Below are 23,896 nucleotides of genomic sequence, written 5' to 3' on the forward strand. Positions count from 1 at the left end.
CGCTTTCAGCCAAGTTGTATCAAGCCCCTGCTGGTATCTTTCGCAGGGGCTTTTTTGTAGCGCAGGCGGCCTCTTAGCCAACAAACCAAAGCAGGTATCACCATGACGACTTTCGATATCAATCAGTACCGAATCACCGAAGAGCCGTTCTACCAGGCGCAAGTCAACGAAGTGGCACTGTACGAAGCTGCTTATGCCGCGCGCTTGCCGGTAATGCTCAAAGGCCCGACCGGCTGCGGCAAATCGCGCTTTGTCGAGCACATGGCGTGGAAGCTGGGCAAGCCGTTGATTACAGTCGCTTGTAACGAAGACATGACGGCTTCCGACCTCGTGGGCCGTTACCTGCTCGACGCCAACGGCACGCGCTGGATCGACGGTCCACTGACCCTGGCAGCGCGCTATGGCGCCATCTGCTACCTGGATGAAGTCGTCGAAGCGCGCCAGGACACGACCGTGGTGATCCACCCGCTGACCGACCACCGTCGTAATTTGCCGCTCGACAAGAAGGGCGAGCTGGTGACGGCGCACCCGGATTTCCAGTTGGTGATTTCCTACAACCCCGGCTACCAGAGCTTGATGAAAGACCTCAAGCAATCGACCAAGCAGCGCTTTGCGGCGATGGAGTTCGATTACGCATCCGCCGATGTCGAGGCCGGCATTGTGGAGAAGGAAACCGGGGTGGATGCCGGTTTGGCGGCGCAACTGGTGCGTATCGCCGTGACGGCGCGTAATCTCAAAGGGCATGGGCTGGACGAGGGGATTTCGACTCGTCTGCTGGTCTATGCAGCAACGCTCATCAAACAAGGCATTCCTGCTGCCGATGCCTGCCGCATGGCGCTGGTGCGCCCGATCACCGACGACGCCGATATCCGCGATACGCTGGATCATGCCATCGATGCGATTTTCGGCTAAGAACCGTAGCGCCCGCTTCGCTTGCAATTTACGAATACAGGCGAAGTCGTCTGCGCGACAGGTGAGATTGGCATGACGGCGACGACAGAAGAACGTAAAGCCCTGGACTGCGGTTTCGCCCAAGTCCAGGAAGTCTTCGACGATTGCATCGCCTATGCGCGCGGCAAGCTCACGCCTGCCGGCATGGTGGATTACATCGCCGGTTCGCGCACGCTCTGCAAGATGGGCCGTGGGCAAGAGCCGGTGCTGGCCTTCCTGGAAGAAATGCCCGACGTGGCGGCTCAACTGGGCGAAGAAGCCATAGCCGTCGTCGTGGAGTTCGTCCAGAAACTCTCCCGCACGCCTAACGCCAAGGCCCTACCGCCGTTTTTGCAAAGCCTGCCGGCTGCTGCTCGATCGCTCGATAACCTGCCGCTGTTCCGCGAATATCTGGCGCTGGTGTGGCAGACCATGGAACGCACCATGCCCAAGGTGCACGGCATCGACAGCATGTACAACAGCCCGTGCCTGCCGGATTTCCTCGAATCCGTGCCTTTCCTGTTCAGCCAGTTGTCGCTCGCCGGTGTCCGCAACTGGGTGGAATATGGCATCAAGGCCTATCCCAACGATCCCGACCGCCAGCGCGATTATTTCCAGGTGCAATCCGCCGACAGCCGCGCGGTATTGCAGCGCGAGCGACATGGCACCTTGCTGGTCGATCACGAGCGAAATCTGTCGCTTTATCTGCGTGGCTTGTGGGAGACGCAGGCGCATCTGTTGCCGTATTCGCTGGCGTTCGACCAACTGCGTAGGCCTGTGCCGTACTACGACAGCCTGGGGATCCATCTGCCGGATGTCTATGACGATACGGCTAGCGGCGTACGGGGCATCGACCGTTACCGGGCGCTGTTGGCACATGTGGCGGCGCATCAGCGGTGGACCACTTGGCTGATTGCCGACAATTACAGTCCCTTCCAGCGCATGGCGGTGGAGATGTTCGAGGATGCTCGCGTCGAAGCGCTGGCGATGAGGGAGTTCCCCGGCCTGCGCAAGCTGTGGTGCGCGCTGCATCCGATACCCAAGCAAGACGCCTGTCCGGAAGGCTGGTCGTCGATCCGCCTTCGATTGGCGATGCTGTCCCGCGCCATCCTCGACCCGCACCACCCCTATACCGATCCCGTGCTGCTCAAGTTCGTGGCGCGATTCCACGAGGCGATGGCGCAAGGCGCAACCACGCAGGATATCGCCCAGCTGGGCCTGAGTTACGTCGCGCAGACGCGGGTGCAGAGCGACCAGAGTTCGCAGGTATGGTTTGCAGACACTGTCGTCGATTACCGCGACGATAACCGCATCATGTGGCGCTATATCGAGGAAGGCGACGAGGAAGACACCGCCGCGCGTCCGCGACAGCATCAGGAAGATGCCGATGAGGAAGACAAACTGCCACCGCGGCTGTATCCCGAGTGGGATTATTCTGCCCAGCACTACCGCCCGGATTGGGTGAGTGTCTACGAGCATCTGCATCCCAAAGGCGACGCCGCCGATATCGAGCGCCTGCTGGCCAAACATCAGGCATTGGCTAAGCGGCTCAAGAAGATCATCGATCTCTTGAAACCGCAGCAGAAGGTGCGCATCCGCTATCAGGAAGAAGGCTCCGAACTCGATCTTGATATCGCCATCCGCTCGCTGATCGACTTCAAGAGCGGTGCCCAGCCTGATCCGCGCATCAACATGAGCCACAAGCACGACGGGCGCAGTATTGCCGTATCGCTGCTGGTGGATTTGTCGGCCTCGCTCGCCGACGTGCCGGCCGGCTGTACGCAAAGCAAGCTGGAACTAAGCCAGGAAGCGGTGTCTCTATTGGCTTGGGCAATCGAGCAGATGGGCGACAAATTCGCCATCGGCGGCTTTCATTCCAACACTCGCCATGAGGTGCGTTACCTGCACCTGAAAGGCTACGGCGAGCATTGGGGCAGCGATGTCATGTCGCGGCTCGCCGCCATGGAAGCGGGCTATTCCACCCGCATGGGCGCGGCCATCCGTCACGCCGGGCATTATCTCGACCATCAGCAGGCGGATAAAAAACTGCTGTTGATCCTCACTGACGGCGAACCGGCGGATATCGACGTCAAGGATGAGCGCCTGCTGATCGAGGATTCGCGCATCGCCGTGCGCGAACTCGACCAGAAAGGCATTTATACTTACTGCATCAACCTCGATCCCAAGGCGGACGAGTACGTGGCGGATATTTTCGGCAACCACTACACCGTGATCGACAACGTCGCACGGTTGCCGGAGCGTCTGCCTCAGTTGTTCATGTCACTTACGAGATAGGAAACGTTACATGCGTAAACAGGTCACGGATTTCAGCCAGTCCGTCATGGAAAACTGCGAATACCTGGGCCTCCTGGTCATCGCCATCGCCACCATCATCGCGGCGGGTTCCGACGTCTGGCGTATGGTTTTGCGCAGCTCGGTCACGCTGGGTGATTTGCTGATGATGTTCCTCTACCTCGAAGTCCTGTCCATGGTCCGCCACTACTTGAGCACCGGGACCATGCCCGTGCGTTATCCGCTCTACATCGGTATTGTGGCCCTGACGCGCTACCTGGTACTCGATATGAAAGAGCTGGCTTCCATGCAGGTGCTGGCCTTGGCGGCCGCGACGCTGTTGTTGGCGCTGTCTGTGCTGGTGGTGCGTTTCGGACATGTGAAATTCCCGTATGGCGGCGTGGATGAAGGCGGCGTGCATGCGAAGCGGGACTAGTGTTACCTGGTGAAGACCCTGCGCGCCAAGGAGCCAAGCGACTTGAGCGCGGGATAAAGCCTGAAGGGCATGACTGGGCGAAAGGCTAAATACCAGATCTACTTCGACTTTTCATGATCCTCACGAAAGGGGATAATTCACCCTTTCCAAACTTTCCTCCCAAACACGCAATGTCACAGCCTTTACTGCAATCCAGCATCAAAAGCCTTACCCGCATCAACCAGGGCAAGGTGCGCGACATTTACGATATCGATGCCGACAAGATGCTGATCGTCACGACGGACCGCCTGTCTGCGTTCGACGTGATCCTGCCGACCCCGATCCCGGGCAAGGGCGCAGTGCTGACGCAGATCGCCAATTTCTGGTTCGACAAGTTGCAGCACATCATTCCCAATCACCTGACCGGTATCGATCCCGATACGCTGGTGAGCGATCCGGCGGAAAAGGCCCAGTTGGGCGAGCGTGCCATCGTTGTTCGCAAGTTGAAGCCGCTGCCGATCGAGGCTGTGGTGCGCGGCTATCTGGTGGGTTCCGGCTGGAAGGAATACAAGGCTTCGGGTACGGTGTGCGGCATCGCGCTGCCTGCCGGGCTGCAAGAGGCTTCTCAACTGCCTGAGCCGATTTTCACGCCTTCCACCAAGGCCGAGCTGGGTACACATGACGAGAACATCACTTTCGATCAGGCTGCCAGCCTCATGGGCCGTGAGCTGGCCGAGAAAGTGCGCGATGTCAGTATCGCGTTGTACAAAGCCGCGGCGGAGTTTGCGCTGACTCGCGGTATAATCATCGCCGACACCAAGTTCGAGTTCGGGCTGGATAAGGAAGGCGCGCTCTACCTCATCGACGAGGCTTTGACGCCAGATTCTTCCCGTTTCTGGCCTGCCGACCAGTACAAGGTGGGCAGCAATCCTCCGAGTTTCGACAAGCAGTACGTGCGCGATTGGCTGGAAGCTTCGGGCTGGAACAAGCAGCCGCCGGGGCCAGAACTGCCGGCTGAGGTTGCACTCAAAACCAGCGAGAAATATCGCGAGGCCCTGCGTCAACTCACGGGCAGCGACATCTCGGCTTGATGCGGTTGCTCAAGGAAACGGCACGTCGGTTCAAGACCGAGCTTGCCGTTTATCGGCTGGTGCTGAAAGATGTACGCACGCCGTGGCTGGCCAAGGTGTTGTTAGGATTGGCCGTGGGGTACGCGCTGATGCCGTTCGATCTGATTCCCGACTTTATCCCCGTGATCGGCCATCTGGACGATGTGATTATCGTCCCGGCGCTGGTAATCATGGCGCTCAGGCTGATTCCTCCGGAAATCGTGGCCGAGTGTAGACAACAGGTGGAAAGACCATGACTGACATTTCAAAATTCATCAGCGGTTTCAAGCGTTTCCAAACCAATTATTTCGGCCGCGACAAGGAGTTGTTCGGTGAACTCAAGCAGGGGCAAAACCCTAGCGCCCTGGTGATTGCCTGTTCCGATTCGCGCGTCGATCCAGCGATTCTTACCGATTGCCAGCCGGGTGACTTGTTCGTGGTGCGTAACGTCGCCAACCTGGTGCCTCCTTATGAAAAGGGCGCCGGGCTGCACGGTGTAAGTACGGCGCTTGAGTTCAGCGTGCGTTCGCTGGGCGTGGAGCACATCATCGTGTTGGGCCATCGCCAGTGCGGCGGCATCAAGGCGCTGATGGAAGACCGTCCCGAAGCCAAGGGCGAATTCATTGGCAACTGGATGAACATCGCATCGCGAGCTAAGGAACGCGTGCTGAGCGATATGCCGGAAGCGACGGTGGATGAAAAGGTGTGTGCCTGTGAAACCGCTTCCATCCTGGTCTCGCTGGAAAACCTGTTGACTTTCCCCTGGGTGAAGGAGCGCGTGCAGCAAGGCTCGCTGATGTTGCACGGATGGTATTTCGATATCGAACAGGGCAGCATGGTGGCGTACAACCCCTACACCGGAAAATTCGAACCCCTTAACTGAGAGAGCTGTCCTCTTTTAATAATTCAAGGACGCCGCCCAAGGCGGCACCGTAACCATTTAATTTTTTAAAATTAGCGAAAGGCTTTAACCATGGCATTCAATAGCGTGCCGAGTGGCAAGAACATTCCTGACGATTTCAACGTCATCATCGAAATCCCCATGCAGGGCGATCCGGTCAAGTACGAAGTGGACAAGGAGTCCGGCGCGATTTTCGTCGACCGCTTCATGGGTACCGCAATGCATTACCCCTGCAACTACGGCTACATCCCCCACACCCTGTCGGAAGACGGCGACCCGGTGGACGTTTTGGTGTTGACCCCGGTGCCGCTGATCCCCGGCGTGGTGGTGCGCTGCCGTCCGCTTGGCGTCATGATGATGACCGACGAAGCCGGTCCTGATGCCAAGGTGCTGGCTGTGCCCGTGGACAAGGTGTGCGGCCTCTACAGCCACTTCAAGACCTATGAAGACGTGTCCGAATGGCGCTTGAACATGATCATGCACTTCTTCGAGCACTACAAGGATCTGGACAAAGGTAAATGGGTCAAGATCGACGGCTGGCGCGGCCTGGACGAAGCCCGCCAGGAAATCGTTTCCGGGGTCGAGCGTTACAACGCCGCCGACGAAAAGCCGGCGTTCTAAGACGGTCGATTCGGCATTAAAAAGGGCCGGTCTCCTCGCGGAGCCGGCCCTTTTGTTTTGGATGGCGTGAATGAATATTCGACACCTAAAGACTAAATGACAGTGTTTTCCTTGATTGGCGTTGCAGGTGCCGATTGCTGCTCGGCCTTGGCGGCAGCCTCAGCTTCCTTGATCAACTGGTCGACCTTCTCCTTGTTTTTCTTCTCTTCCAGTTCGCGGAAATATCTTTTATCCCATTCGAAGCACATGTTCGGTACCTCCTATCAACTTTAACGAGAAATTCCCAAAGTTGTTATTGGTGTGGGAACGCACAAGTTCACTCTATTTGCCGTCATTGCACTGTTGCCGAGCACACATTAATTCTCTTTTGGGATAAGAGAATCAAGCTGCAAATCGGCTTGCCGAGTATTAAGCCAACATCATTGAATGAGGCGGTTTTGGCAAAAGACGCGATAAATCACTTCCGATCTCGATCGTTACAACCCGGCAGAAGACAAGCGGCGGTTTAACTATCCGCCCAATAAAGCAAAAAGGCTAGTTCCTTTCGAAACTAGCCTTTTGCTTTTTAAGCCGTTGTCAGAGCTTGCGAGCAACCTCATACGCGGACAGAAAGTCCAATGTGACATTGGTATCCGATTCCAACATCATCTGGAACATTTTCTTTTGGAGGTTGTACTTGCGATTGCCGATCGCCAGAGCGCCTAAGCCCAAAGCCCATTCAGCCCCTTTGATGGGCTGGGCGTTGGACATCGCATCCAATCCTTCGATGCCAGAAGGCGGGACGGCATTGACGTCAGCAGCAACAAGCAAGCCTTTGGCATTTTGCAGCATTTCGGTCGTGATGACGCGCACCCCGGCGGCGGCACAGCAAAGAAGGATTTCAGCATCTGCGATGACCGCCGCTTTCTTGGCGTCATCAGTGCCATCCACGCACTTGAGCGATACGCCATAAGCTGCGGAATATTTTTCGGCAAGCTTGGTGGTTTTTTCGACATTGGAATGCGCAACCAGGCGAACGTCCGCCCCTTCCTTGGCGCACATGATCGAAGCGCATCCCCCAACCGGGCCTGTCGCGCCGAATACCACGACGCGCTTGTCTTTCATGCTGGAATTGAAGTGCTCGAGGCAGGTGGAAACCACATGCGCGGACAGGGCGGCCCCAGTAGTGAAGGCGCCGGCAGGATCGGCGAACAAGGAAACCTGAAACGGCGGGAACATCGCTTTTTTCGCTTTTTCCAGCATTTCCATGGCGACGTCCAGATCGCGCCCGCCAATAAAGATGCCCGTCCGCCAAACACCTCGAGGCCCACGGGAGAAGATGGCGTCTTGTACCAATCCCGTGACGTCTTCCAAGGCGACATCGGTATAGGTGAATACAGAATCATAGCCAGCGTCGCTCGCCATATTGGCGTCAAACGGGCTGAAGTGTTTCTGTGTCGTAAAAAAGTGCAGGATGTAAGGTTTTTCTCTTGCGATTACTTGCTCAGCCATTGCGATACTCCCCCTCTAGGATTTTGTGCACATCGATTGCGAACTGATGTTGTCGTATTCATCGTCAGTTATGGGCGATGTTTCTGCCCTGATTCAGGATCTGCCCTAGCCGGGACTTCCTGTTTTATTGTGAAAAAGTACTGATGCTAAATGTCAGGGTATAAGCAATGAGCGATGTTGGCAATGATGAGATAGCGATTCATTCAACTCTCGTCTTGATAGTCGGTTCTTTTATTCTCTCCTATGTAATAATGGCTTGCGGATGCCGTTTGGCAGCCGTTCAACCATTGATCGAGAAGCTGTTTTGAGAATGACTGCGACGCTTAGTCTGCGGCATTACGCGGTACTCGAGAATACTTAGCTTTGCATTTCGGACGTCTCGACGCCGTACGCTTGACCTGGTTTTCGCTGTCGTTTTCGCAGCCACTGAGGAGAGTGCTATGAGAGGAGGAGAACGATAATGTCGCAAAGTGTCATATTCGCCCTGGCTTGTGCTGTACTCGCAATCGTTTATGGGGTGTTCACTATCATGTGGGTGCTGGCGCAGCCGACTGGCAACGAACGCATGCGAGAAATCGCAGCGGCGGTGCAGGAAGGCGCATCGGCCTATCTCAATCGTCAATACACAACGATAGGCCTGGTCGGGGTTCTACTGTTCGGCATTATCTGGGCGACGCTCGGAACGCTCACTGCTGTGGGGTTCGCTATCGGTGCCGGGCTTTCGGCAGCTGCGGGCTACATCGGCATGAATATCTCCGTCCGCTCCAACCTGCGCACGGCCGAGGCCGCGCACAACGGCATCAATGCCGCCCTCAACGTGGCTTTCCGTGGCGGCGCCATCACCGGCATGCTGGTGGTCGGCCTGGGCTTGCTGGGCGTGGCGGGCTATTACGCCTTCCTGCAAATGACGACGCCTGAAGGACAGGCGGTGAACACCGGTCCGCTGGTGGGCCTGGCATTCGGCAGCTCGCTCATTTCCATATTCGCGCGTCTCGGCGGCGGTATCTTCACCAAAGGCGCCGACGTGGGTGCCGACCTGGTGGGCAAGGTGGAAGCTGGCATTCCCGAGGACGACCCGCGTAATCCGGCAGTCATCGCCGACAACGTGGGAGACAACGTGGGCGACTGCGCGGGCATGGCGGCCGACCTGTTTGAAACCTACGCCGTGACCATCATCGCCACCATGCTGCTGGGTAGTCTTCTGATGCCGGGCTCGGCCAATGCACTGACCTATCCCCTGGTGCTGGGCGGAATCTCCATCGTGGCTTCCATCATCGGCACCTTCTTCGTCAAGGCGCGCGAAGGCGGCAAGATCATGAACGCGTTGTATCGCGGCTTGATTGTCTCCGGCGTGTTGTCGGCCATCGCCTTCTATCCGGTGACCAATGCGATGATGGCCGAGAGCGGCCTGGAATACTCCGCGCTCAACATCTATCTCGCGACCTTGATCGGCTTGGGCGTGACCGCGGCCATGGTGGTCATCACCGAGTACTACACGGCGACGGAATACGGCCCGGTGCGGCATGTGGCGGGAGCTTCTACCACTGGCCATGCCACCAACATCATCGCCGGCCTGGGCGTGTCGATGAAAGCCACAGCAGCGCCCGTGATCGTGATCTGCCTCGGTATCCTCGGGGCGCATCATCTGGCCGGCTTGTACGGTATCGCCATCGCCGCGACGTCCATGCTGTCGATGGCGGGCATTATCGTGGCGCTCGATGCCTACGGCCCCATCACCGACAACGCCGGCGGCATTGCCGAAATGGCGCATCTACCCAAGGCCATCCGCGATATCACCGATCCGCTGGATGCCGTGGGCAACACGACCAAGGCCGTCACCAAGGGCTATGCCATTGGCTCGGCAGGTCTTGCGGCGCTGGTGCTGTTCGCCGACTTCACGCATGCGCTTTCCGAGCATGGCGGCGATACCACGTTCGATCTTTCCAATCACATGGTCATCATCGGCCTGTTTTTGGGCGGCATGATTCCCTACCTGTTCGGTGCCATGGCGATGGAAGCCGTCGGTCGTGCGGCGGCATCCGTGGTGGTGGAAGTGCGTCGCCAGTTCAAGGAGATGCCCGGCATCATGAACCACACCGAGAAGCCCGATTATTCGCGTGCGGTGGACATGCTGACCAAGGCGGCGATCAAGGAGATGATCGTTCCCTCGCTCCTGCCCGTGCTGACGCCTATTCTCGTCGGCAAACTGCTGGGGGCCCAGGCCTTGGGCGGATTGCTGATCGGTACCATCGTCACCGGCCTGTTCGTGGCGATCTCGATGACGGTGGGCGGCGGTGCTTGGGATAACGCCAAGAAGCACATCGAAGACGGCTACCACGGCGGCAAAGGTTCCGACGCCCACAAGGCCGCAGTGACGGGCGATACCGTCGGCGATCCCTACAAGGACACTGCCGGTCCCGCGATCAATCCGCTCATCAAGATCATCAACATCGTGGCATTATTGATGGTCGCGGTTCTTTAACTTCAACCATTCCGGCACTGCAGGTGCAGTGCCGGAGTTAAACCTCCCTGCAGGTTGCATCGTGTCGATAAGAACAAAATTTATTCTGGCAATGTTGTTAACCAGCCTGGCCTCGACCGTAATGGTCGGGGCCGTGGCTTATTCGCGCCTCATGCGCAAGTTCGACGATCTTGTGCTGCAGGATGCTTCGCGTTCCTTCCGGCTCGATGTTAGCGCCTATATCCGTACCTACGGCAGCTGGGAACAGGCGCAAGCCCAGGAAAACTTCGGGTCGTTCTCACGACGTAGGCGCGAAATGCTGAACATGCCGCCGCCCGGCCCAATCTCCGGCCCGGAAGCTGACCGACCGCATCCGAAACCCGGCAACTCACCGACGGCCACCATGGATGTCCCCGTACCGCCGCGACCTGATATGCAAAATCAGGATATGCATGGCCAGGGCATGCACGGTCCAGGCATGCAACCCCAGCCGCCGAGTCATCTGCGCCGGCCGCCTTTCCGTTTCTATTTGTTCGATACCCAAGGCCGTGCCTTGATGAACATCCCGCCCTACCACCCAGGCCAGCCAATGCGCGCAGAAGAGCGCGAGAAGGTGCTGCCCGTGGAGGTGGACGGCCGCACCGTGGCGTATTTTTCGCCGCAAGGGCAGATCAATTACTCCGACATGGATTTCGGTTATCTCTCTGCCATGCGCGAGGCGCTGACATACGGGGTCGCAGCAGCAGCTTTGCTCACGTTGGTGTTGGGCTGGGTATTCGGAAATCGATTGAGCGGAGCGCTACGCAGGTTGACCTCAGCGGTCGAAGCTGTGAGCGACGGCGAGTTGAAACAGCACGTCGTGGTGAAATCCAGGGATGAAGTCGGGGTGCTGGCGGCCGCATTCAATCGCATGAGCGATGAAATCGTCAGAAGCCATACCGATTTACGCGAGTCCCACGACCAGATTCGCCGCCAGGCCGAACAACTCAAGGAGCTGAGCATCCGCGACGCGCTCACCAAGCTGCACAACCGTCGCTACTTCGACGAGCAGGCACGCCAGCTGCTGGAAATGGCGGTGCGCTACGACCATCCGTTTAGCGTCATGATCGGCGATATCGATTTCTTCAAGAAGATCAACGACAAGTTCTCCCATGCCATGGGCGACGCCGTACTCAAGCAGGTAGCGGAAATCCTCCGCGGCAGCATCCGAGCTTCGGATATCGTGGCGCGTTACGGTGGGGAAGAGTTCGTCATCGCCTTCCCCGAAACGCCGCTCCAGCAAGCGGCGGCAGTGTGCGAGGCATTACGCGTCAAGATCGAGGAATATCCGTGGCACGAATTGAACCCCGATCTCAAGGTCACCATGAGCATGGGCTTGAACGCCGATATTCACCTGGGCAGCGTAGACGCGATGCTGACTTCGGCCGATGGCTTGCTCTACTACGCCAAGAATGCCGGGCGTAATCGCGTTTGCACGAAGCTGGAAGCGACGGTGTAGAAAAAATGTGGGAGCGCCGCCCTCGGCGCGATTCTGCTGATCGTTTGCGCCGAGGCGGCGCGCCTTCAATAAAAATATCCAGGGGGTCGTTTGAATATCACCAAATCGCTGGCTTTGAGCTTGCTTTTCCTAACCATCGGCAACGCCACTGCGCACGATCTCACACGCTTGCCGCTCGGCGACGGCAAGATCTCCACGGCGCCCAGGACCGGCTGGATCTGGGCCTGCCATACCGAGCCTAATGCCGGTGGCGCATTTCGCGACGGCCCGTGGATCAAGTCTGACGGTACGTACGATTTGACTGCCAAGGCTGTGGTGCCGGGCAGCGTGACTTGGCCTAGTCGTTTCAATATTCAGGTACAGCAGGGACGCCGGGTGTTCACCAGCAACGACCTGCCGTCGCACCCCACAGGCACTTTCCCCATTCCCGCTGACAGCAAGGCTTATCTCTACGATCGCAACCCCAACCGCATCAGCCAGCAGAGCGTCCTGTTCGACCTGCCGGCCAATCCTCAACTTGCAGCTCAGCCCAGTTGTGCGCCGGGGGCCGTCGGCATCCTGCTGTCGGGCGTGGCGTTGTTCAACGCCCTGGATGCGCCGGGCCGCGATGCTGTTGCCCATGAAACCCAGGATAGTTGCCAAGGCCATCCGCAGGTGTCCGGCATGTATCACTACCATAACGTCAGCAGCTGCGTGGACGACAAGAAACCGGCCAAGGCGCATTCGCCGCTGGTGGGCTATATGGTGGACGGCTTCGGTATTTACGGACGCTATGGCGAGGGCGGCAAGGAACTCGCGAGCAAAGACCTCGACGAATGCCACGGCCATACGCACAAGATCGAATGGGACGGCAAACAGGTCAACATGTATCACTACCATGCGACCATGGATTTCCCCTATACCGCCGGCTGCATGCGCGGTACCTACAAGATGTCGGACGTGATGAAACTGAGTGGCGGCCCGCAGCGTAATTTCGGGCCAGGCGGAGGCGGGGAGCAACAACGGCAAGGGCCTGGACAGATGGCGAGACCTGGTCAGCAAGGTCAAATGCCGATGATGGATAGGCGGCCAGGCCCCCAAGGTCAGGATATGCAGGGACAGCCGCCATTCGGCGCCGACGGTCAGCAAGGCGGCCAGATGCCGCCTCCACCGCGCCAGGAGGGTATGGAAGGGCGCATGGGGCCGCCGCCGGGTGGACATCCCGATCTCAACATCGCTGCGAGAAAGCTTGGCATCGACGTCCAACGCTTGCGTGCCGCGCTCGGCCCACCGCCGCCCGATCTCAATGCGGCAGCGGCAAGGCTGGGCATTTCCGTCGCGGACTTGAAGAACGCGCTGGGTGTACCTTAATCGTTGCCTTTACTTTGTTGTTTCAGGCAGCCTCAGGAGTTTAGGTTTTAGAAAAAGACTTTCTATGTCGTCAGCCTCTATCATTCGATGGCAAATCGCCCGGCTTGAAGATTTACCCCTCAGGTCGCTCTATGCCATCCTTGCCGCGCGCGAAGCCGTGTTCGTAGTCGAGCAGCACTGTCCTTATCAGGAACTGGACGGGTTGGATCTTGAAGCCCGTCATCTGGTCGGATGGCACGGCGAGGAGGTGGCGGCTTATTTGCGGATACTCGGCCCAGGTTCGCGCTTTGCCGAGCCCTCCATCGGTCGTGTGTTGACCACTATAGATTTCCGTCGGCATGGCCTCGGTCGTGAAGCCATGGCGCGGGCGATCGAGTTCATGAAAACCGTCTACCCGGGCAGCGACATTCGTATCAGCGCCCAAACCTATCTGGAAAATTTCTACGGTAGCTTCGGTTTCCGCACCGTTTCAGAACCCTATCTCGAAGACGATATTCCGCATATCGAGATGCTCCGAAGTGCACAGGACTAGCGTCGATAAGGCGCCGCCAACGGCTCGCCGATAAACAATCCTTGCGCCGGCCACGCCACGCTTTTCCAATAGGCCTCAATGGCCGTAGCGCCGGAGAGATAGTGCTTGAGCAGCACTGTGGGGTTGGGGAATTTCTGCCAGTAATTACAGGGCTCGGAAACCGTACCGTAGCTCGCCGTTGCCCCCGCTTCCAGCCAGCGCAGGCTGCTCATCTGGTTTTTTCCCAGCAGGTCGCCGCCGAACGAGGTCAGATGATCCGCCAACGCCCCCGGGAGAAACCTGACCGTTTCCAGCTTGATCACCTGAGCACCGCCGGTTTCGTACACCATCACGTCTTGCGCGTTTTCCAGCTGGTTGGCCTTGAGATTCTTCACGCTGAATTGCAGCGGCGGCACTGCCCCGTCCGGCGGGAAAAACTTGCTGCGGGTATTTCGATCGGGGTCGGCGGTGCGAAGAAAATAGGCGCTCGCTGGGTATTGCCTGAAATTGCTAACTACGCCTCGATCGATCAGCGCCTTGGCTTGTGCCAGGTTATCCGTCGGCAACAGCATGGAAAGCCTCAGCCCCAAGTCGGCGTAAGGATGAGCCGTCGCAGCATTGAAATAGGGGCTGGGCTTGCCTGCGGCGCAGGTGTCCTTGCATTGGCTCGCATCGAACCCCAGTGTCAGCGCAGCCGTGATGGCATTACATTCCACTGCATACGGCGCCGTCCACGCCAGCACCATGGCCTCGGTTTCCGGCGGCAGGTTGGCTTCGATCTGCTGCTTAAGTTGGGTGAATGCAGCGAGAGAGAGTTTGCGCGGGTGGCCGGGAATGCTGACGTGGATGAGGTTTTTGTCCGGAATATGCCGGGCGGCCAGGTAATACGCCCCGATTTCCACACTGTTGGGGTCGGCGTCGTTGACGATGACGGCGACCTGCTCCGGGGTAATGCCTTGCGAGGGCCCTGCGCCGGTGCTCCCGGCCAATGCCAGTAAGTGATTCAGCAACAATCCCAGAACCAAGAGCGTACGCATTCGACCATCTCCCTGTTGCTGAGTTGACGGCAGGAGGAGAGAAAAGTTGCGCTTCTGCTGAAGCTAGTGGTGGCTATGTTGGGTGCGGTTTGGGTGAAACTGCGCCGCGGTGCCGTCAGCAGGGTGCAATAGACGGCATCGCGGGGCTTGGAGCATGAGATCAGAGCTCAGTTGAGCTTGGTCTTGATTGATACGCCGCCAATGAGCGCTCCGGCGCTATAGCCCGTCGCCTTGTCGTCCGGGTAGTCGTGAGCGAGCCGAGCCTTGATGTCGTCCGGAATCTGGTACGACTGGCCGTGGCATTGCAAGCACATGGGCTGCACGGGAATCGCCTTGAAATAACGGAACCAGTGACCGTCGCTCTCGTCGCGCGTTTCACTGAACTCGATGGTGGACGGCGACAAGCCGTTTTGCAGCGCGAGGTCGGCGCGGCCCAGCATGCGCGTCTCCCAATCGTCTGGTGTTGCCCGCCCTTGGTTGCGCAGTTTGTCGGAGACTCGGCGCAGCACGCGGCCATCCTTCGAATATTGCGCTTCCATCGCCGGCACCATGGTCTTGCAGACCTCCATCGCGGCTTCCGTGCCGCCCTCGTGCGTTTTCTGCTTGAGTGCGTCGCTGAACTTCTGGATGAATTCCTGGGCCGTCTTGCGGCTCTCCTCCAGATTGGGCGCGGCTTGTCCCGCCTGTGCCCCCCAGCTCATCGCGGCGGCGAGCACCGCAAAAATGAAGCGCAGTTTCATGAGTCCTCCTTATTCGATGAATGTACGTATGCGAACAGATGCCGAGGAAGGCATGAAGTTCCTTCGCAATATTTTATTGAGCAGCATCGAGATGAGTTAAGGTGTCTCGCGGGATATCTCAGAAAAACTTCAGAGACATCTCACTGAAATATATCGCTTGCTATTTAATAGCAAAAAATATATTGTGCTGGGTATGAATCCAACCGACGACAATCTGCCGCTTCTTGATGAGCTGCTGTGCTTTGCGATTTATTCGACATCGCTCGCGATGTCCAAGGTTTATCGTCCCTTGTTGTCAGGCTTGGGAATTACCTATCCACAATATCTGGTGCTGATCGTGCTGTGGAATCAGGATGGTGTGACGGTGTCGCAAATCGGGAATCAACTTTTCCTGGATTCGGCGACGCTGACGCCGCTATTAAAGCGCATGGAAGAGGCCGGTTTCATTCGTCGCGAACGTTCAACTCGCGACGAGCGCCAGGTCATCATTACCCTGACCGATGCTGGCCGAGCATTACGTGAGCAAGCCAGGAAGCTTTCGGACACGATCCTCTGCGCGACGCAATGCTCAAAAGAGGACGCCTTGATGCTTAAGAATCAACTGGTTGCCTTGCGCAACAATCTGGAAAAGAATATTCGGTAAAACCTTGAGCACTTCCAACAGCGATTGGTGTGCTTTATATATAGTGCACTATTTAATAGCCAATTAATTAATTGTGGGAATTCAATCTTTAACAACGCAAGGAGAAATCACGTGAGAAAAACGACGCGTCATACCACCCGGCTGTTGGTCGCCGCCTTATTCTTGAGCAGCGCAGGATGGGTTGCGGCGGATGAAGGGCAATCCGCAAAACCTGTGACGGAACAATTGGTCGATACGCTGACCAAGCTGGCGAACGGGCCTTACAAGGGTTATCGCGCCAACCATGCCAAGGGCATTATGGCGCAAGGTTCGTTTACCCCTTCGGCTGAAGCCGCAAGCATCAGCAAGGCGCCGCACCTGCAGGGCGCAACCTCTCCGGTGCTCGTTCGTTTCTCCGATGCGACGGGCGTCCCCACCATTCCCGATGCCGACGGCAACGCGATGCCGAAGGGCATGGCCATTCGCTTTACCTTGCCTGACGGGGGTAGTACCGACATCGTCGTCATCTCGGTCAACGGTTTTCCTGCTGCAACGCCGGAAGAGTTCCTGGGGTTGCTCAATGCCGTTGCTGCGAGCGGCCCGGATGTCGCCTCTCCCAAGCCGGTCGAGCAATTCCTGGCGTCGCATCCTGCGGCCATGAAGTTCGTGACCACGCTCAAGCCTGCTCCCCAAAGTTTTGCCACACAGGCTTTCTATGGCGTGAATGCATTTGCATTTACCAATGCCCAGGGGCAAACGCAGTACGGCCGTTATCGCATCGTGCCCATGGCCGGCGAGCACTACCTGACCAAGGAAGAAGCCGCCAAGCAAACGCCAAATTACCTCATGGACGAGCTTCCGGCGCGCCTGGAAAAACAGGAAGCGAAGTATCGCATTCTGTTGCAGATTGCCGATGCTGGCGATGACGTGGACAACCCGACCGCGATCTGGCCGGAAGACCGAAAGCTGGTAGAACTCGGCACCTTGACCCTGAAAAATCCGGTGGCAGACAGCCTGCAAGCGGAGAAGAGCATCATGTTCAACCCGCTGATGTTGCCTGAGGGGATTGCGCCGTCCAAGGATCCCGTCTTGCTGGCACGGCCTGCCGCTTATGCCGTGAGCTACAGCCGTCGTTTGGCGGATTAGGTAAGAAGAGTGCAAAAAGCCGGGCGTCTGACGTCCGGCTTTTTTTACGTGTTAGATCAGCAATATCCCAACTTCTCGCATACACACGCGCATTCATTGCTAATGGATGTGGCCTGGGAAATCCAATCCATGCGACTGCCACCCAGATGCTTTTGCCAATGAAAATTAGGTCCCTAGGAGGGCCAGGAAAGCCCGCTGTTTAGACCTAGATTCGCCGGAAGCAATCAATAAATCGGCAATCTTTTGCCGCACTTTGCACCCGAATCATTAAATTCATGATGGATAACCTAACGTTCTAGCAGTGGCACGTAATTTGCTCTTGAAGCATTCACTAATGGAGAAAATGCTATGAGAGTCGATTCCATATCAGGCGCAGTGCCAGCCCAACTACCGTCCCCAAACAATGCCGGTAAAACAGACGGATTTCAGAGCGTACTGGAAAGCGCAAAACAAAATCTGGCCCAAGGTCAGCCAAGCAATGACGAAAGTCCTAAAGCCACTGCGCCAACGGCAACCAAGACCGCAGCACAAGAACTGGAAGAATTCCTACGAAAAACGCCTATCCAACTCATGCGAGACGCCATCCTCAAGGAAATGGGCCTAACCGAAGAGGATTTGAAACACATGCCGCCGGATAAACGTGCGGCGATTGAAGAGGCGATTGCAGACCGGGTCAAAAAGAAAATGCTGGGGGAGAACAAGGTGAATGTGTTCAGCTCTGGAGTGCCAGGCGATCTTCGTGGCGTAAGCGTCGCAAGAGGCACGGACGGGGGCAGCGTGGCCTTATTGAATTCAAGTGGAGTTAAGTAGGACCTAACTAACGGGGTTGAGACGCCTAGCTTATGCGATGGGTGGTGTTCACATGAAGTGCTTGAAAAGTACGACGCTCATGGCCGCTACTTCACGCAGGACTGCATAGAGGTCGCGAAGCTCGTAATACCTGGCATGCGCATGACCTACCACATTGAGCCCCTGCGCTTTGAGCAGCCATTGCAGTCTCGGAATATGGAAAAACTGGGAAACAGCAAGCACCCGAGTGTAGCCGCGGTCATGCAACGCAATGGCGGCATTTGCAGCTGTGTCGACCGTATTGAAGCCTCGGCTGTCCTGGATAATCGCGATTGCGGGTACGCCACGATCGATTAGATAGCCTCGCATGGCTTGCGCCTCATCGACGCCTTCTGCACCTACTGCGCCGCTGACGAATATCAACTTGCATCTGCCTGCTTGAAAAACCTCCAATGCTGCATCGAGCCGTCCTTTTAGACGATCTGAAAGCGTACCGTCCTGATTGACCGTGTTGCCTGGCACGATGATGGCATCGGCAGGTTCGATATGATCAGTAAAGCCGATGACCGTTAACGTAAGTGCGGCAAGCGTTATCGATAGTGCAGTTAGCCCGAGGATAATTTTGATTAGTCTGAGCGCAGGTGGGAGTTTCATTGGGTATGTGTTCTTTTTACTTCCTGCTCGGATACTTCCCCAACTTCCGCTGCAACGTCCTGCGATGCATATTCAAGGCACGAGCAGTCGCCGAGATATTCCCTTCGTGTTCCGCCAGCACGCGCTGGATGTGTTCCCATTCCATGCGATCCACCGATAGCGGGGAGGGGGAGACGGGGGCGGTTTCGTCGCCTTCGGCTTTGGCAAAGGCTGTCACGATCTGGTCGGCATCTGCGGGTTTAGCGAGATAGTGCGTGGCGCCTAGTTTGACGGCCTCGACGGCGGTGGCGATGCTGGCGTAGCCGGTGAGAACGACGATGCGGGTGGCGGGGTCGAGTTCGTTGAGGCGTTTGACCAGGACTAAGCCGGAAGGCCCGGGCATCTTGAGGTCGACCACGGCGTATTCGGGCGGGTTGGCTTCGGCGAGGGCCAGGGCTTCGGACACATTTTCGGCGGTCGTGACGTCGAAGCCGCGCTTTTGCAGGGCGCGCGACAGTACATTGCGGAACAGTTCGTCGTCGTCGACGAGGAGCAGGGATGGGGCGTCTGAAGGTTCGCTCATGATCGGAGTCTAGACCCGCAAGGCAGCAAGCGGCAGGCGGATGCGCGTCACCGCGCCGCCTTGCGGGTGGTTGGAAAGTTGTACGGTGCCGCCGAAGCGTTCGAGGATGATGCGAGCGAGATAGAGCCCCAGCCCCATGCCGCTGTCTTCCTTGGTGGTGAAGAAGGGCGTGCCGATGCGGCTTTCCGCTTCCGGGCTCAAGCCAGGACCGTGGTCGCGCAGGGTGAGGTTGAGGTCGGTGGGCGTCCATTCGCCATCGAGTTCGATTTGTTCGGGCGATGCGTCGGCGGCGTTGTCGAGCAGGTTGACCAGTGCTTGGCCCAGCGTGCGATCCACGGCGATGACGGGCGCGGGGAGCGGGCCGTGCAGCCTGCATTCGAAACGGGTGGCAGGGCGCGTATCTTGCCAGCCGGAGACGATCCCCGAGAGAAAATCATCCAGCGCCTGGCGTCGGCCGCCTTCCGCCCGTTGCTGGCCTGCAGAGGCTGTGATGGAGGTGAGTATTGTCTTGCAACGGTCGATCTGGGAACGCAGCAGCGCCACGGATTGGGCCAACTGGGGTTGTTCGGCGCAATCGTCCGCCATTTCTCCTGCGACGACCGCCATGGTTGAAAGCGGTGTGCCGAGTTCATGCGCAGCCGCTGTGGCCAACGTTGCCAATGCTAGCATGCGCTCGCTTTCAAGTGCCTTTTCGCGAGTTTGTGCGATGAGTTGGTCGTATTCGCGTAACGAACGGCCCATGCGCTCGACGAAGAAGGCGATGACGCCGGCACTCACCACGAAGCCCGCCCACATGCCGAGCAGATGCAGGCTGAAGCCGCTTTCGTGATGGCCGTGCATCATCTGCATGTGTTGCTCGGCGGTCATGTTGGCCATGTCCATGCCGCTCATGTCCATCTGCATGATGGGCAGCGGCTCGTACCAGAACATCAGGGTGCTGTAACAGGCGATGGAGAGCGCTGCGACGAGCCAGGTCTGGCGCCAGGACAGCGAGACGGCGGCCACGGCTAGCGGCAACAGATACATCCAGACGAAGGGGTTGGTGTAACCGCCGGTCTCAAAGAACAGCCCGGTGAGGATCGCCATGTCAAGCAACAGCTGGGTGAGCATTTCGAGGTGGCCGACCGGCAGCGGACGGCGCAAACGCCACCAGGTAAAGGTGTTGAGCGCTGACATCAGGACCAGCGCGCCGATGATGACGCCGGGCTTGAGCGTGACTTCGAACATAGTCATGGCGGCCCAAGCTGCGATGCCGATGACGCCGGCCATCAGCGTGCGCAGCCAGAACAGGCGGCGCAGGTTGGTGAGCGGGGCATTGGCGAGCGGGTTCATGCGACGATTTTAACTCAGCTGCTGTACCGTCAGACGCGACGTTTTGCCGCAGGTGCGGCAATTTTCCCTGCGACAATATGTCTAATTCCACCAATCGCTTACAACCTCTAGAATGGCCTCGCTGTCTTCCCCAAGGACAGCACTGCAGACTTCCGGATTGCACCCGGACCGCGAGCCCCCGGTCTAACCCCGCCGGGGGCTTTCTTTTTGCGACCTAATGAACAAGTCGCTGAGAGGTGAGGTGCTACGTTGCTTGCCTGGTGCGACATTATGCCGCACGGACCGCCCGTACTTTTTGCCTAGAATCATAACTTTCATTCTTGGCGCATCTTTATGAAGTCGCGTTTGCTCCCTGCGGCGGTCATGCTGGCAGTTTCCACTCCCGTATTCGCCCATTGCGGTGGTGCGTTTTGCACGCTCAACACCAACTGGGATACCCAAGGCGTATGGGACAAGCCGGGAGTACGAATCGATTTGCGTGCTGAGTACATTGATCTCGACCAACTGCGTGAAGGGACGCATAAAACCGGCCCTGCGGGCGTGGTCGATACTCACGACGAGGTGCGCACGCTTAACCGCAATTTCATCGGCACGCTGGATTACAGCTTTTCTCCCGAGTGGGGCGTGAGCTTGCGCGTGCCGCTGATGAACCGCTACCACAATCATATTTTTAACAACGCTGCCGGACCGGAATCCGAAACCTGGCGGTTCACGGAAATCGGTGATATCCAGGCCGTCGCAAGATACGCGTTCTATCAAGGCATGAACGACACGGCTGGCGTGCGCTTCGGCCTCAAGCTACCTACAGGCAGCATCAGCCAAAGCAACGGTTCGGAAAAGGCCGAGCGCAGTCTGCAACCCGGCACCGGCAGTACGGATGGCGTGCTGGGCTTGTACTACAACCGGCGTGAAGGGGCCGCCAACTGGTTCGTGCAAGGCACCTGGCAACAGGTGATCCATGAGCGCGACGATTTTCGTCCCGGTCGTCAGCTTGCGCTTGATGCCGGTGTGAGCTATGCCGCGACGCCGGATTGGAGCCTGATGTTGCAGGTCAATGCCCAGCATAAATCCAGGGATAGCGGTGCCAATGCGGAAGCCGAGGACTCCGGTGGGCGCTACGTGTTCCTGACCCCCGGCGTGAGCTACAAGGCGAGCAAGGATATCCAGGTCTACGGGTTCATCCAGAAGCCGATCTATCAAGACGTGAACGGCGTACAGCTGACCGCCGATTGGTCGGCTGCCATGGGCGTCAGCATGCAGTTTTAAGCGTTAGCGCTTTTCAAAAACAAACGGGCGGGTGCCGTGAGGTGTCTGCCCGTTTTGCTATCGGCTTCCGAAGATTTACGCGAGGATTTAGAAGTCCAACGTACCCTTTACCCAGACCATGCGTCCCGGTTCGTTGATGCGGGTGGTTTGGGTAAAACCAGCCAGCATCGAACCGGCACGGCTGATGTGTTCGGCGTAGTTTTTGTCGAACAGGTTATCCACGCCTGCGGCGATCAGCAGGCCCTGTTTCGGCCGCCAGCCGCCATTGACCGAGAACACCGCGAAGCCGCCGGTCTTGCCGATGTCTTGCCCCACGATGTTGCCCTGGTCGACTGCCACGCGATCCTGCTTGGCAACCAGGCGCAGCAGGGAACCGAACGACCAGGTCTTGTCGTCGTAGTTCACGCCCAACCGGCCTTCCAGCGGCGTCATTTGGGCGAGCGGGCGGTCGTCGGTGTCGTTTTCGCCGCGCACGTAGGCCAGGCTGCCGTCAAGTTTCCAGGTGTCGGTCAGCTTGTAGCTCGCGCCCAGTTCGCCGCCCCAGGTGGTGGCATCGACGTTGCGGACGATGGTCGTGGTGCGCGTGCCCATCATTCCCATGGGTTTGACGTAGTTGGACTGGATCAGGATGTAGTCGTCGATATTGCTGTAGAAGCCAGAGAGCGATACCGACAGGCGGCCGAGGGTGAAGAGGGTGCCGATATCGAGCTGCGTAGTTTTTTCCGGTTTGGTATCGAAGGCGCTGAACGAGGTCGCGCTTTCCTTGCTGATCAGTTCCCAATAGTCGGGGAAGCGTTCCGTATGGCCCAGTCCGGCATAAACGGTGGCAGGCGTGCCTTCCAGGTCGTGCTCGAAGCGCCCGAAACCGCTGGTGAGTGTGCGACTCCTTTCTTTGCCGGCAGTAGGGTTGGCGACTGTGCTCATCATGTTGATCGAAATGTCGGCACGCTGGTCGTTCGCTTGCCAGCGATCCAGGCGCAAGCCGCCGATTACACGGTCGTGCTGCGTCAGGTCGTGCGCCAGCTCGCCGAAAATCCCGTAGTTGCGGGACTTGGCATCGTCCACACGCGGCATGTCTTCATACGGCATCATGGTCTCGTTCATGGTCATGCGGCCGGTATGCTGGTTGGTTTGGTAGTCCGCGCCCAGGGTGGCATGGGTTTGCGGGGCGAGTGCCAGCTTGACGGCTACGCGGCCGCCCTTGGTTTCGCGGTCCGGATTCATCGCGGTTTTCATGCCGGTGGCGGGTCGCAGCGTGTAGTTGTCCATCACGTGGTCGATATAGTTGTAATAGCCTTGCGCCTCCACGCTCTCGACCACGTCTGAGAGGTTCTGCTTGCGGAATTTGATGTCGTAGTTCTCGCGCTCGAACTTGGAGCCGTCCACGCTGCGATCGGCATACGCCGCCTGGCCGTTGCTGCGGTTCGCGGCCACAGTCAGCTGGGTGTTGTCGTCCGGTGTCAGGCCGAAGCGAATGCCTTCGCTCCAGCGCGTATAGCGGGAATGTACTTCCCTGCCGTTGCCATCCTCGTAGTTGCCGGAATGCGAGCGCGAACCGGTGCCTTCCACGAAGAAGTTTTCGGTGCCGCCGCGGACCTGCGCCAATTCGTCGTTGCGCCCGAAGCTGCCCAAGGTGAGCGCGCCGTGACCGTGCCATCCGGCTTCGCGCTTGATGTTGCGTTCGAACAGCACAGTGGCGGCCGAACTGCCGGGAGCGTACAGCACGGTTTGCGGGCCTTTCAACACGGTGATGCGGTCGTAGGTCTCGGGGAAGATGTAAGCCGTGGGCGGGTCCATGCGCCCGCCGCAGCCGCCCAGGATTTGTTCACCATCCAACAGAATGCCGAGGCGCGAGCCTGCCATGCCGCGGAAGACCGGATCGCCGTCGCTGCCACCCTTGCGGATGACGTCGAAGCCGGGAATGGTCTTGAGGTAATCGGCGCCGTCGTGAGCAGGCACCGGCTGGCGTGGTGCCTTGGCGTCGGTTTCGATTTTCAAGGGTTGTTCGGTGTGCGCAGCAGTCACCACGACATCGTCGGTGGTCAGCGTTTCGGCATGAGCGTAGGCGGGAAGGGCGAACAAGACGGCAAGCGTCAACGGGCGGAAGGTGAACTTCATATTGTTATCGGCTCCAGTAACGGGATAAAAACATCCCGAATACTATCGAAG

General features: G+C 58.1%; 23 protein-coding genes. 15 read left to right on the forward strand and 8 right to left on the reverse strand.

Going from position 1 to position 23,896, the window contains the following annotated elements:
• Window positions 1–102 precede the first annotated feature (102 nt).
• The 7 genes from NMK_RS14895 to ppa all read left to right on the forward strand — a co-directional run bounded on the left by NMK_RS14895 (window position 103) and on the right by ppa (window position 6,268).
• Entirely contained in the window at window positions 103–912 is an 810-nt protein-coding gene (locus tag NMK_RS14895; protein ID WP_109016549.1) for a CbbQ/NirQ/NorQ/GpvN family protein, read from the forward strand.
• A 72-nt stretch (window positions 913–984) separates the two neighbouring features.
• Window positions 985–3,225, forward strand: coding sequence for a nitric oxide reductase activation protein NorD (locus tag NMK_RS14900; RefSeq protein WP_109016550.1), 2,241 nt, complete (start codon window positions 985–987; stop codon window positions 3,223–3,225).
• 10 nt (window positions 3,226–3,235) lie between these two features.
• Window positions 3,236–3,658, forward strand: a complete 423-nt coding sequence (locus NMK_RS14905) for a phosphate-starvation-inducible protein PsiE (RefSeq protein ID WP_109016551.1) — start codon at window positions 3,236–3,238, stop codon at window positions 3,656–3,658.
• 170 nt (window positions 3,659–3,828) lie between these two features.
• Window positions 3,829–4,728 (forward strand): phosphoribosylaminoimidazolesuccinocarboxamide synthase, encoded by a 900-nt coding sequence (locus tag NMK_RS14910; RefSeq protein ID WP_109016552.1) that lies wholly within the window; start codon window positions 3,829–3,831, stop codon window positions 4,726–4,728.
• Window positions 4,728–5,003, forward strand: a complete 276-nt coding sequence (locus tag NMK_RS14915; RefSeq protein WP_109016553.1) for a YkvA family protein — start codon at window positions 4,728–4,730, stop codon at window positions 5,001–5,003. The genes NMK_RS14910 and NMK_RS14915 overlap by 1 nt, the downstream gene beginning before the upstream one ends.
• Window positions 5,000–5,629 carry a carbonic anhydrase gene (locus NMK_RS14920; protein WP_109016554.1) on the forward strand — a complete coding sequence of 210 codons (630 nt, stop codon included), beginning with the start codon at window positions 5,000–5,002 and terminating at the stop codon, window positions 5,627–5,629. Before NMK_RS14915 ends, NMK_RS14920 begins: the two co-directional genes overlap by 4 nt.
• Before the next feature lie 90 nt (window positions 5,630–5,719).
• Window positions 5,720–6,268: an inorganic diphosphatase gene (gene ppa, locus NMK_RS14925; protein WP_109016555.1), complete on the forward strand. Its 549-nt coding sequence runs from the start codon at window positions 5,720–5,722 to the stop codon at window positions 6,266–6,268.
• 92 nt (window positions 6,269–6,360) lie between these two features.
• On the opposite strand, the gene NMK_RS18565 is transcribed toward ppa, so the two are convergent.
• Window positions 6,361–6,516: a hypothetical protein gene (locus NMK_RS18565; RefSeq protein ID WP_181376306.1), complete on the reverse strand. Its 156-nt coding sequence runs from the start codon at window positions 6,514–6,516 to the stop codon at window positions 6,361–6,363.
• A gap of 328 nt (window positions 6,517–6,844) precedes the next feature.
• The gene (locus tag NMK_RS14930; RefSeq protein ID WP_109016556.1) at window positions 6,845–7,759 is read right to left on the reverse strand and encodes an NAD(P)-dependent methylenetetrahydromethanopterin dehydrogenase; all 915 of its coding nucleotides are present in this window, start codon (window positions 7,757–7,759) and stop codon (window positions 6,845–6,847) included.
• 460 nt (window positions 7,760–8,219) lie between these two features.
• Here NMK_RS14930 and NMK_RS14935 point away from each other — a divergent pair, with 460 nt between their 5' ends.
• The 4 genes from NMK_RS14935 (at window position 8,220) to NMK_RS14950 (ending at window position 13,600) form a co-directional block, all read left to right on the forward strand.
• Window positions 8,220–10,241 carry a sodium-translocating pyrophosphatase gene (locus NMK_RS14935; RefSeq protein ID WP_109016557.1) on the forward strand — a complete coding sequence of 674 codons (2,022 nt, stop codon included), beginning with the start codon at window positions 8,220–8,222 and terminating at the stop codon, window positions 10,239–10,241.
• 61 nt (window positions 10,242–10,302) lie between these two features.
• Window positions 10,303–11,718, forward strand: coding sequence for a sensor domain-containing diguanylate cyclase (locus NMK_RS14940; protein WP_181376307.1), 1,416 nt, complete (start codon window positions 10,303–10,305; stop codon window positions 11,716–11,718).
• Window positions 11,719–11,808: 90 nt separating this feature from the next.
• Window positions 11,809–13,068: a YHYH protein gene (locus tag NMK_RS14945; protein ID WP_227871520.1), complete on the forward strand. Its 1,260-nt coding sequence runs from the start codon at window positions 11,809–11,811 to the stop codon at window positions 13,066–13,068.
• Window positions 13,069–13,132: 64 nt separating this feature from the next.
• Window positions 13,133–13,600: a GNAT family N-acetyltransferase gene (locus tag NMK_RS14950; RefSeq protein WP_109016558.1), complete on the forward strand. Its 468-nt coding sequence runs from the start codon at window positions 13,133–13,135 to the stop codon at window positions 13,598–13,600.
• Here NMK_RS14950 and NMK_RS14955 read toward each other — a convergent pair.
• Both NMK_RS14955 and NMK_RS14960 read right to left on the reverse strand, forming a co-directional pair.
• Window positions 13,597–14,616: a TIGR03790 family protein gene (locus NMK_RS14955; RefSeq protein ID WP_109016559.1), complete on the reverse strand. Its 1,020-nt coding sequence runs from the start codon at window positions 14,614–14,616 to the stop codon at window positions 13,597–13,599. The genes NMK_RS14950 and NMK_RS14955 overlap by 4 nt on opposite strands.
• Window positions 14,617–14,783: 167 nt before the next feature.
• Window positions 14,784–15,356: a Tll0287-like domain-containing protein gene (locus NMK_RS14960; protein WP_109016560.1), complete on the reverse strand. Its 573-nt coding sequence runs from the start codon at window positions 15,354–15,356 to the stop codon at window positions 14,784–14,786.
• 193 nt (window positions 15,357–15,549) lie between these two features.
• Here NMK_RS14960 and NMK_RS14965 point away from each other — a divergent pair, with 193 nt between their 5' ends.
• From NMK_RS14965 to NMK_RS14975, 3 genes are all read left to right on the forward strand, one after another.
• Window positions 15,550–15,999, forward strand: coding sequence for a MarR family winged helix-turn-helix transcriptional regulator (locus NMK_RS14965; protein ID WP_109016561.1), 450 nt, complete (start codon window positions 15,550–15,552; stop codon window positions 15,997–15,999).
• Window positions 16,000–16,110: 111 nt separating this feature from the next.
• Window positions 16,111–17,124 (forward strand): catalase family peroxidase, encoded by a 1,014-nt coding sequence (locus NMK_RS14970; RefSeq protein WP_109016562.1) that lies wholly within the window; start codon window positions 16,111–16,113, stop codon window positions 17,122–17,124.
• A 348-nt stretch (window positions 17,125–17,472) separates the two neighbouring features.
• Window positions 17,473–17,934: a hypothetical protein gene (locus tag NMK_RS14975; RefSeq protein ID WP_109016563.1), complete on the forward strand. Its 462-nt coding sequence runs from the start codon at window positions 17,473–17,475 to the stop codon at window positions 17,932–17,934.
• A 48-nt stretch (window positions 17,935–17,982) separates the two neighbouring features.
• Here NMK_RS14975 and NMK_RS14980 read toward each other — a convergent pair whose 3' ends face one another.
• Genes NMK_RS14980 through NMK_RS14990 form a run of 3 tightly spaced genes read right to left on the reverse strand, consistent with a single transcriptional unit; the run spans window position 17,983 to window position 20,461 of the window.
• Complete coding sequence (locus NMK_RS14980) at window positions 17,983–18,567, reverse strand: YdcF family protein (RefSeq protein WP_109016564.1); 585 nt, start codon at window positions 18,565–18,567, stop codon at window positions 17,983–17,985.
• 16 nt (window positions 18,568–18,583) lie between these two features.
• Window positions 18,584–19,129: a response regulator transcription factor gene (locus NMK_RS14985; RefSeq protein ID WP_109016565.1), complete on the reverse strand. Its 546-nt coding sequence runs from the start codon at window positions 19,127–19,129 to the stop codon at window positions 18,584–18,586.
• Window positions 19,130–19,138: 9 nt separating this feature from the next.
• Entirely contained in the window at window positions 19,139–20,461 is a 1,323-nt protein-coding gene (locus NMK_RS14990) for an ATP-binding protein (protein WP_109016566.1), read from the reverse strand.
• A gap of 333 nt (window positions 20,462–20,794) precedes the next feature.
• Here NMK_RS14990 and NMK_RS14995 point away from each other — a divergent pair, with 333 nt between their 5' ends.
• On the forward strand, window positions 20,795–21,727 hold the full coding sequence (locus NMK_RS14995; protein ID WP_109016567.1) for a transporter: 933 nt from the start codon (window positions 20,795–20,797) through the stop codon (window positions 21,725–21,727).
• An 87-nt stretch (window positions 21,728–21,814) separates the two neighbouring features.
• Here the strand turns inward: NMK_RS14995 and NMK_RS15000 are convergent, their stop codons facing one another.
• Window positions 21,815–23,845 (reverse strand): TonB-dependent copper receptor, encoded by a 2,031-nt coding sequence (locus NMK_RS15000; RefSeq protein WP_109016568.1) that lies wholly within the window; start codon window positions 23,843–23,845, stop codon window positions 21,815–21,817.
• Between the last annotated feature and the right edge of the window lie 51 nt (window positions 23,846–23,896).

The sequence above is a fragment of the Novimethylophilus kurashikiensis genome, assembly GCF_003112435.1.
Classification (GTDB): Bacteria; Pseudomonadota; Gammaproteobacteria; order Burkholderiales; family Methylophilaceae; genus Novimethylophilus; species Novimethylophilus kurashikiensis.

What these genes read in the sequence shown, in the direction of transcription:
- NMK_RS14895 (WP_109016549.1), top strand. Translation starts at nt 103, where the DNA reads ATGACGACTTTCGATATCAATCAGTACCGAATCACCGAAGAGCCGTTC.
- NMK_RS14900 (WP_109016550.1), top strand. Translation starts at nt 985, where the DNA reads ATGACGGCGACGACAGAAGAACGTAAAGCCCTGGACTGCGGTTTCGCC.
- NMK_RS14905 (WP_109016551.1), top strand. Translation starts at nt 3,236, where the DNA reads ATGCGTAAACAGGTCACGGATTTCAGCCAGTCCGTCATGGAAAACTGC.
- NMK_RS14910 (WP_109016552.1), top strand. Translation starts at nt 3,829, where the DNA reads ATGTCACAGCCTTTACTGCAATCCAGCATCAAAAGCCTTACCCGCATC.
- NMK_RS14915 (WP_109016553.1), top strand. Translation starts at nt 4,728, where the DNA reads ATGCGGTTGCTCAAGGAAACGGCACGTCGGTTCAAGACCGAGCTTGCC.
- NMK_RS14920 (WP_109016554.1), top strand. Translation starts at nt 5,000, where the DNA reads ATGACTGACATTTCAAAATTCATCAGCGGTTTCAAGCGTTTCCAAACC.
- ppa (WP_109016555.1), top strand. Translation starts at nt 5,720, where the DNA reads ATGGCATTCAATAGCGTGCCGAGTGGCAAGAACATTCCTGACGATTTC.
- NMK_RS18565 (WP_181376306.1), bottom strand. Translation starts at nt 6,516, where the DNA reads ATGTGCTTCGAATGGGATAAAAGATATTTCCGCGAACTGGAAGAGAAG.
- NMK_RS14930 (WP_109016556.1), bottom strand. Translation starts at nt 7,759, where the DNA reads ATGGCTGAGCAAGTAATCGCAAGAGAAAAACCTTACATCCTGCACTTT.
- NMK_RS14935 (WP_109016557.1), top strand. Translation starts at nt 8,220, where the DNA reads ATGTCGCAAAGTGTCATATTCGCCCTGGCTTGTGCTGTACTCGCAATC.
- NMK_RS14950 (WP_109016558.1), top strand. Translation starts at nt 13,133, where the DNA reads ATGTCGTCAGCCTCTATCATTCGATGGCAAATCGCCCGGCTTGAAGAT.
- NMK_RS14955 (WP_109016559.1), bottom strand. Translation starts at nt 14,616, where the DNA reads ATGCGTACGCTCTTGGTTCTGGGATTGTTGCTGAATCACTTACTGGCA.
- NMK_RS14960 (WP_109016560.1), bottom strand. Translation starts at nt 15,356, where the DNA reads ATGAAACTGCGCTTCATTTTTGCGGTGCTCGCCGCCGCGATGAGCTGG.
- NMK_RS14965 (WP_109016561.1), top strand. Translation starts at nt 15,550, where the DNA reads ATGAATCCAACCGACGACAATCTGCCGCTTCTTGATGAGCTGCTGTGC.
- NMK_RS14975 (WP_109016563.1), top strand. Translation starts at nt 17,473, where the DNA reads ATGAGAGTCGATTCCATATCAGGCGCAGTGCCAGCCCAACTACCGTCC.
- NMK_RS14980 (WP_109016564.1), bottom strand. Translation starts at nt 18,567, where the DNA reads ATGAAACTCCCACCTGCGCTCAGACTAATCAAAATTATCCTCGGGCTA.
- NMK_RS14985 (WP_109016565.1), bottom strand. Translation starts at nt 19,129, where the DNA reads ATGAGCGAACCTTCAGACGCCCCATCCCTGCTCCTCGTCGACGACGAC.
- NMK_RS14990 (WP_109016566.1), bottom strand. Translation starts at nt 20,461, where the DNA reads ATGAACCCGCTCGCCAATGCCCCGCTCACCAACCTGCGCCGCCTGTTC.
- NMK_RS14995 (WP_109016567.1), top strand. Translation starts at nt 20,795, where the DNA reads ATGAAGTCGCGTTTGCTCCCTGCGGCGGTCATGCTGGCAGTTTCCACT.
- NMK_RS15000 (WP_109016568.1), bottom strand. Translation starts at nt 23,845, where the DNA reads ATGAAGTTCACCTTCCGCCCGTTGACGCTTGCCGTCTTGTTCGCCCTT.